General features: G+C 66.0%; 9 protein-coding genes. 4 read left to right on the forward strand and 5 right to left on the reverse strand.

The window, feature by feature from the left end; all coding sequences use genetic code 11:
* Positions 1-105: 105 nt before the first annotated feature.
* The 3 genes from B3446_RS14775 (at position 106) to mobA (ending at position 3,023) form a co-directional block, all read left to right on the forward strand.
* A complete protein-coding gene (locus B3446_RS14775; RefSeq protein ID WP_191576057.1) occupies positions 106-1,215 on the forward strand; it encodes a substrate-binding domain-containing protein in 1,110 nt (369 codons plus the stop codon).
* Positions 1,216-1,222: 7 nt separating this feature from the next.
* On the forward strand, positions 1,223-2,323 hold the full coding sequence (moaA, locus tag B3446_RS14780; protein WP_291382928.1) for a GTP 3',8-cyclase MoaA: 1,101 nt from the start codon (positions 1,223-1,225) through the stop codon (positions 2,321-2,323).
* Between the two features lie 61 nt (positions 2,324-2,384).
* Positions 2,385-3,023 (forward strand): molybdenum cofactor guanylyltransferase MobA, encoded by a 639-nt coding sequence (gene mobA / locus B3446_RS14785; RefSeq protein WP_409558293.1) that lies wholly within the window; start codon positions 2,385-2,387, stop codon positions 3,021-3,023.
* Here the strand turns inward: mobA and glp are convergent.
* The 5 genes from glp to moaC are packed head-to-tail and all read right to left on the reverse strand — an operon-like array spanning position 3,008 to position 5,944.
* Positions 3,008-4,213, reverse strand: coding sequence for a gephyrin-like molybdotransferase Glp (gene glp, locus B3446_RS14790; protein ID WP_291382932.1), 1,206 nt, complete (start codon positions 4,211-4,213; stop codon positions 3,008-3,010). The genes mobA and glp overlap by 16 nt on opposite strands.
* A 5-nt stretch (positions 4,214-4,218) precedes the next feature.
* A complete protein-coding gene (moaB, locus tag B3446_RS14795) occupies positions 4,219-4,740 on the reverse strand; it encodes a molybdenum cofactor biosynthesis protein B (RefSeq protein ID WP_191576053.1) in 522 nt (173 codons plus the stop codon).
* A complete protein-coding gene (locus tag B3446_RS14800; RefSeq protein WP_291382935.1) occupies positions 4,737-5,219 on the reverse strand; it encodes a molybdenum cofactor biosynthesis protein MoaE in 483 nt (160 codons plus the stop codon). Before B3446_RS14800 ends, moaB begins: the two co-directional genes overlap by 4 nt.
* 4 nt (positions 5,220-5,223) lie before the next feature.
* Positions 5,224-5,475, reverse strand: a complete 252-nt coding sequence (locus tag B3446_RS14805; RefSeq protein WP_175124514.1) for a MoaD/ThiS family protein — start codon at positions 5,473-5,475, stop codon at positions 5,224-5,226.
* Positions 5,456-5,944, reverse strand: coding sequence for a cyclic pyranopterin monophosphate synthase MoaC (moaC, locus tag B3446_RS14810; protein ID WP_175124515.1), 489 nt, complete (start codon positions 5,942-5,944; stop codon positions 5,456-5,458). The genes B3446_RS14805 and moaC overlap by 20 nt, the downstream gene beginning before the upstream one ends.
* Before the next feature lie 166 nt (positions 5,945-6,110).
* Here moaC and B3446_RS14815 point away from each other — a divergent pair.
* Positions 6,111-7,347 (forward strand): DUF748 domain-containing protein (locus B3446_RS14815; protein ID WP_291382938.1); only part of this gene is annotated, 1,237 nt, incomplete at its 3' end.

Below are 7,347 nucleotides of genomic sequence, written 5' to 3' on the forward strand. Positions count from 1 at the left end.
CGGATGAGGGTGAATTAATATGTTTAAAAAAACATATAAAACACGCATCCGCCGCGTTATTTGTGTACTCTAACGAGGTACTTGAACGCCTTCAATAAGAAATAAATGACATATAAGTTCCGAATCGGCCTGCGGCCGCAATGGACATTGGGCGGAGACGACGAGGCGACCCCCGTGCCGTTGCAGGACATGCTTGCGCTGCTGGCGGCTATCGACGCCACCGGCAACATCGCCGGCGCCTGCCGCGCGTGCGGGCTGTCGTACCGGCACGCCTGGGGCGTGTTGCGGCGCTTCGAAACGCTCTTCGGCACGCAACTTCTCATCACCAATCGCCGCCAGGGCACGCAGTTGTCGCCCTTTGCGGAGCGCCTGCTGTGGGCCAACCGCCGGATCGAGGCGCGGCTGATGCCCACGCTGGACAGCATGGCGTCCGAACTGCAAGAGGAACTTGAACGCCTGCTGCCCGAAAGCGGACCTCACCTGCGCCTGCATGCCAGCCACGGCTTTGCAGTGGAATCGCTGATGCAGCACATGAGCGGCCGCACGCCCGGGCTGGAACTGCGCTATCGCACTGCGATCGAGGCGCTGGCGTCGCTGGAACGGCACGAATGCGATCTTGCGGGCTTCCAGGTGCCGCTGGGTGATTTCGAATCCCCCATCATGGAGCGCTACGCGCAGTGGCTGCATGCGGACGACTACATGCTTATCCATCTGGCCGTGCGCAACACGGGGCTGTTCGTCACCGCCGGCAATCCCAAGCAGATCCGCGGCATGGCGGATCTGGCGCGCCGCGACGTGCGCTTCGTGAACCGGCAGATCGGTTCCAGCACGCGCTATCTGGTCGGCCTGATGTTGCAGCGCGCCGGCGTGTCGATCGGCGAAGTGCAGGGCTACGAGACCAACGAATTCACCCACATGGCGATCGCCGCGCACATTGCCAGCGGCATGGCCGACACCGGGGTGGGTGTTGAAACGGCGGCCTGCCGATTCGGACTGGACTTCATCCCCTTGGTGCGCGAGCGCTATTTCTTCGCCATCCGCAAGGCGTCGTTGGACACCCCGGCCATGCAGGATCTGCTGTCCATCATGCGCGGGCCGGACTATGTCGGTTACGTGGGCCAGCTCGTCGGCTACGACGCCCGCGATACCGGGCGGCTGCAGACCTTGGAAGAGGCGTTCCCCCGCGAACGCGCGCCGCGATCCGCCGGGATATGATGTGCCAATGAGCAAAGTGATTTTCCTTGCCGATCACCGCGGCGCGCCGCTTTCCGTGGCGCCCGGGGAACTGCCGCCGCCCGGGCAGCCCGCGCTGGACCATCGCGCGCGTCCGCTGCGCGACCTGCGCATTTCCGTCACCGACCGCTGCAACTTCCGCTGCACCTACTGCATGCCGCGCGAGGTCTTCGACAGCAGCTACAGCTTCATGCCGCATTCGGCCCTGCTGTCCTTCGAGGAAATCAGCCGGCTGGGCGGCATCTTCACGCAGTTGGGCGTCGAAAAAATCCGCCTGACCGGCGGCGAGCCTCTACTGCGCAAGCACATCGAAAACCTGGTTGGCATGCTGGCCGATTTGCGCACGCCGCAGGGCCGGCCGCTGGACCTCACGCTCACCACCAACGGCAGCGTGCTCGGGCGCAAAGCTGCCGCACTGAAAAGCGCCGGCCTCACCCGCGTGACGGTCAGCCTGGATGCACTGGATGCGGCCATGTTCCAGGGCATGAGCGACAGCGGCTTCACGCCGGACGACGTGCTGCGCGGCATCGATGCCGCGGCGGAAGCGGGCTTGGCCCCCGTCAAGGTCAACATGGTGGTGCGCAAGGGGCTGAACGACGGGCAGATCCTGCCCATGGCCGAGCGCTTCCGCCACAGCGGCCACATCCTGCGCTTCATCGAATACATGGACGTGGGCAACAGCAACGGCTGGAACCTGGCCGAAGTGGTGCCATCGCGCGAAGTGCTGGAACGCATCGGCGCCGTATACCCGCTGGAACCCCTGGAATCGGTCGAGATGGGCCGCGTGGCCGAACGCTGGCGCTATGCGGACGGCGGCGGCGAGATCGGCGTCATTTCCAGCGTCACGCACGCCTTCTGCGGCGGCTGTACGCGGGCCCGCCTGTCGCCTGAAGGCAAGCTTTACATGTGCCTCTTTGCCCACGACGGCCACGACCTGCGCGCCCCGTTGCGCGACGGCGCGACGGACGAGGAAATGGCGCGCATCCTGGCGGGCATCTGGTCCGCGCGCAGCGACAACTATTCCGAACTGCGCGGCCAGAACATGGCTGACCCGTCGCGCAAGATTGAGATGAGCTACATCGGTGGCTGAACCATCTATTGCGCGTGACGCCGTGGCTGGATTGATCCTGGCCGGCGGCCAGGGCTCCCGCATGAACGGGCAGGACAAGGGGCTGGTCACCTTGCGCGGCGAACCGATGGTGGCGCACGTGGCGCGTTGTCTGGAGCCCCAGGTCGGACGCTTGATCATCAGCGCGAACCGGCATGCGCCGGTGTATGCGCAGTACGGCGAGGTGGTGGCGGACGATGCCCCTGAACTGGGCGACTGGCAAGGGCCGTTGATGGGTATTGCGGCGGCTTTGGCGTCGGTATCTGCGACGGAAGGTGATGCGGCCACGCGCAATGCGCTGGACTTGATCCCCGACAGCACCGGAAAACGTCGCACCGCATCGGATACCGCCACGCCGCAATGGCTGGTCGTCTCACCGTGCGACACCCCATTCGTGCCCGCCGATCTGGCGGTTCGCCTAATTGACGCGGCACTCGCCGCAGATGCGCCAATGGCTTATGCCGTCGCGCATGGCCAGCGGCATTCCGCCTGCATGGCGCTGCGCACGGCATTGCTACCTGAATTGCTGGCCTACCTGCGCGGCGGTGACCGCAAGGTCGGGCTGTGGCAGGCGAGGGCGGGCGCGGTCGAAGCGAATTTCGACGACGCGCCGCGACATGCCTTCATGAACGTCAACACGCCAGAGGATCTGGCGCTGGCGGAACGCTACGCCAGCCAGTGACGCAGGTCGTAGTACGAAACCGCGTCCCTGTCCTGCACCAGCACATCCGCCGGCAATCGCGCCAAGCCAGTGGACCACGGCAATGAGCTGATCACGCCCGACCCCTGATGGCCGTACGGCACGAGCTCGCTGCCGCCTTCGTCCGCCACCCGGCACTGCACGCGCAGGAACTCCTCGCGGCCATCCTGGCGCGGTTGCGCGGTGCGCAGCGGCAATTGGCTGACCGGCGGGAAGATGTCTTCGCGGCCCTGCATGCGGCGCATCAGCGGCGTCACCAGCGTGGCAAAGACGGCATAGGCCGACACCGGATTGCCCGGCAGGCTGACCACGGGCTTGCCGTCGATCTGCGCCAGCGCCACCGGCTTGCCGGGCTTCATGCGCACCTTCCACAGCGACAGCTCGCCGCCCAGCGCGGCCAGCGCCGGCTTGACCAGATCGCGCTCGCCGACCGACACGCCGCCCACGCTCAGCACCAGATCGCAATCGGCCAGCAGCGTCTTGAAGGCGGCCAGCAGGTCGGCCTCGGTATCGCGCGCATGCAGCACGTGGACGGGCAGGGCGCTCATGCCGCGCACCATCGCCGCCAGCATGGGGCCGTTGGAGTTGTAGATCTGTTCCGTGGCGCGCGGCTGGCCCGGCAGGACCAGTTCGTCGCCGGTGGTCAGGATGCCGACGCGAAGCTGGCCGTAGACGGGCACGGTGGCCATGCCTTGCGAGGCCAGCAAAGCAACGTGCGCGGCCTGCAGCAAGGTGCCCGCCGGCAGCAGCGCGGCGCCCGCCATCGTGTCTTCGCCGCGGCGCCGGATATGCTGGCCCGGCTTCGGTTCCCGCGAAATCTGCACGTGGTTGTCGGCTTCGGTGGTGTCTTCCTGCATGACGACCACGTCGGCGCCCGCGGGAATCACGCTGCCGGTGAACAGGCGGATGGCGTGGCCGGGTTTGAGCGGCTCGGGCACGTCGCCGGCGTAGCAGCGCTGCTGGATCGGCAGTCGCGCTTCCGGACTCCAGTCGGCCAGGCGCAGCGCATAGCCGTCCATGGCGCTGTTGTCGGCCGGCGGAATGTCCACCGTGGCGTCAAGATGGGTGGCAAGCACCCGGCCGCTGGCCTGTGCCAGGTCGACGTGCTCGGTGCGTTGGAGGGGGGCGGCGGCGTTGGCCAGCAGGGTCTGAGCTTGATCGAAATCCAGCATGGGTGTCAGGCTTCTTCTTCGTGTTTCTTGAACTGCGAGGCGAAATTGCAGGGGCGGTGGCCACTGTCGAGCTGCTCGCGAAGGATCTTCGTCCAGGCGGTCTCGCAAGCGTTGTTCGAGCCGGGCAGGCAGAAGATCAGCGTCTGGTTGGCCGACCCCGCGAACGCGCGCGACTGGATCGTGGAGCTGCCGATCTCGGTGTAGGAAATCTGGCGGAAGAGTTCGCCGAAACCCGGAATTTCGCGGTCCAGCAGCGGCAGGATGGCCTGCGGCGTGTGATCGCGATGCGAGAAGCCCGTGCCGCCGGTGGTCAGGATGACCTGCACTTCCGGGTCGGCAATCCAGTCGCTGATGACGCGGCGGATCTGGTAGATGTCATCGCGCACGATGTCGCGGCGAACACACTGGTGACCGGCCTGCGCCAGGCTGTTCGCCAGCAGGTTGCCGGACGTGTCATCGCCCGCGCTGCGCGTGTCGCTGATCGTCAGTACGCCGCAGCCCAACGGGACCGGGATGGCTTCGCTCATGGATTCTCCTTTTTGTCGGCAGTGTCTTCGTCCCAGGCGTCCGTGCGGTCCTGGTCGGATTGGCGCTGTTCCACCCAGAAGCTGTCGCCGCCCGCCAGGGTTTCGCGCTTCCAGAAGGGCGCGCGCGTCTTGAGCGCGTCGATGATGTATTCGCAGCCGCGGAAGGCGTCGCCGCGATGGGCGCTTGCCGCCGCGACGAACACGATCTGCGCGTTGCGGTGCAGCGCGCCGACGCGGTGCACGATGACCGTGCCGGCCAGGTTCCAGCGCGCGCGGGCCGTCGCGGCAATGTCTTCGAGCTCGCGCTCGCACATGCCCGGGTAGTGTTCAAGAAAAAGCGTGTCGGTGGGCGTGTCCGGCGCGTAGTCGCGCACGTAGCCCACGAAGGTGACGATGCCGCCCACGCCGGGGCCGGCGGATTCCCGCAGCGCGACGGTGAGCGCCGCGCTGTCAAAGTCGGCTTCCTGGACGCGGATCATGGCGTCAGCCTCCAGTGACCGGTTCGAACACCGCGACTTCGTCGCCGGCGCGGATAGCGGCGGTGGGCTTGGCGTGCGTCTGGTTGATGGCCAACTTCAGGCGCGTGGCTGGTTCCAGCTGGGGATAGCGTTCGCCCAGCTCGGCCAGCAACTGCGCGCCGGTGGATTCGCCCTGCACGGGCCAGGTCTCGGTGCGCTTGCCGACCAGTTCGGCCACGCGCGCGAAGTACAGCAGATTAATCGTTGCGCCATTCACCGCTTTTACCTCCCGCCTTGTACTTAAGGCGAACTTGTTCGATCACGATGCCTTTATCGGCTGCCTTGCACATGTCGTAGATGGTCAGCGCGGCCACGCTGCACGCCATCATGGCTTCCATCTCGACGCCCGTCTTGTAGCTGGTGCGGCAGGTGGACAGGATGTCGATGCGATGCTCGGCGTCGTTCAGGGCGAATTCCACGCCGACGAACGACAGCGGCAGGCTGTGACACAGAGGGATCATGTCGGCGCAGCGTTTGGCGGCCAGGATGGCGGCCACGCGCGCCGTGTTCAGCACCTCTCCCTTGCCCTGGCCCGGCTGGGTCAGCAGGCCATAGGCCACGGCGTTCATGCGGATGCTGGCGGCGGCGACCGCCACGCGCTCGGTGTCCGTCTTGGCGATGACGTCGACCATGCGGACCTGGCCGGCTTCGTCCAGGTGACTCAAGGTGGGGGTGGTCTCGGACATGGAAATCGGGATCAAGAATTGTTAATGAATGAAAAGAGCGGGGCCGGGCAAGCCGGCCGGGTCCGCTGTTCCGCCTATGATAGACGAGCAGTAAAGGGGGCGCGATAATCGCGCCTGCAGTCAGTGGAAGGTTGGATCGCCTTCAATATGTATCAGGAGACTTTCGATGCCCGTGCGGATGCCCAAGCTGCGGTTCACCCGACGCGCCGGCAAGATTCTCCTGGGTATTGTGGCGTTCGTGCTGATTCTGTTTGGCGTTGCGGCCTGGCAAGTGCCAAAGGTGCTGCACGGCGTTCTGACTGACGATGTCTCGAAGATGATCGGCCGCGACGTGTCCGTCGGCAAGATCACCTTCAATCCCTTCACGCTGACCGTCCGCGCGCAAGACCTTGCCGTGGCGCAGCCCGGCGCGCAGACGCCGCTGCTGACCTTGGCCGAACTGGATGCCAGCGCATCGTGGACATCGCTGTTCTGGTTCGCGCCGGTGGTCGATCGTCTGACGCTGCGGCAGCCTACCATCGCCATCGTCCGCGAAGACGTCCTGCGCTTCAATTTCTCTGACATAGAACAACGCGTCGCCGAATTGGCCGCCGCCAAGCCTGACGAGCCGCCCAAGCCGGACGAAGGCCTGCCGCGTTTTTCGCTGAACAACATGGTGATCGAGAACGGCACGATCACGCTGGACGACAAGGTCACCGGCCGCAAGCAGGTTGTCGACGAGTTCGCCATCGGCATCCCGTTCATCTCGACCTTCGGCTATGCCACCGACATCGATGTGCAGCCGCGCCTACACCTGCGTATCAACGGCAGTCCGTTCGACCTGACCGGCGTGGCGCGGCCATTCGACGTGGTGCCTTCATCCACGCTGCGCGTGGCCTTTGACGGCCTGCAACTGGAAAAGTGGGCCGACGTCTGGCCGATGCCGCTGCCGTTCAAGGTCGAGAGCGCGCTACTGGATTCGAACCTGCAAGTCGTTTTCGAGCAGCCCAAGGACGCGCCGCCCAAGATCCGCGTCGTCGGCGACCTGGGGCTGCGGCGCCTGGATTTGCGCGATCCGTCCGGCGGCAACCTGGCCGCGTGGAGCGCCCTGACCGTCAGCCGGCTCGAACTGGAGCCGATTGCGCGGCAGGTGTACATCGGCGAAATCGGGCTGTGGGCGCCGCAGATCCATGTGCGGCGTCATGCGAATGAACATCTGAACTGGCAGGATGTCGTCGCCGGGCTGAAGGCGCTGGGCGGCGTGGAGCCGACCGCCACGCCTGTGCGGGACGAAATGCGCAAGGCGAGCGGACTGAGGCCGCTGGCTGCGGGCGGGACGCCTGCTGCGGCTGGGGCAGCTGCTACGCCTGGGACGCCCCCTGCGCCCGAAGCGCAGGCCCCGGCTTCTGCGCCGCCAGCCGCTT

This window comes from Achromobacter sp. UBA5777, from assembly GCF_002418565.1.
Taxonomy (GTDB): Bacteria; Pseudomonadota; Gammaproteobacteria; order Burkholderiales; family Burkholderiaceae_B; genus Achromobacter; species Achromobacter animicus.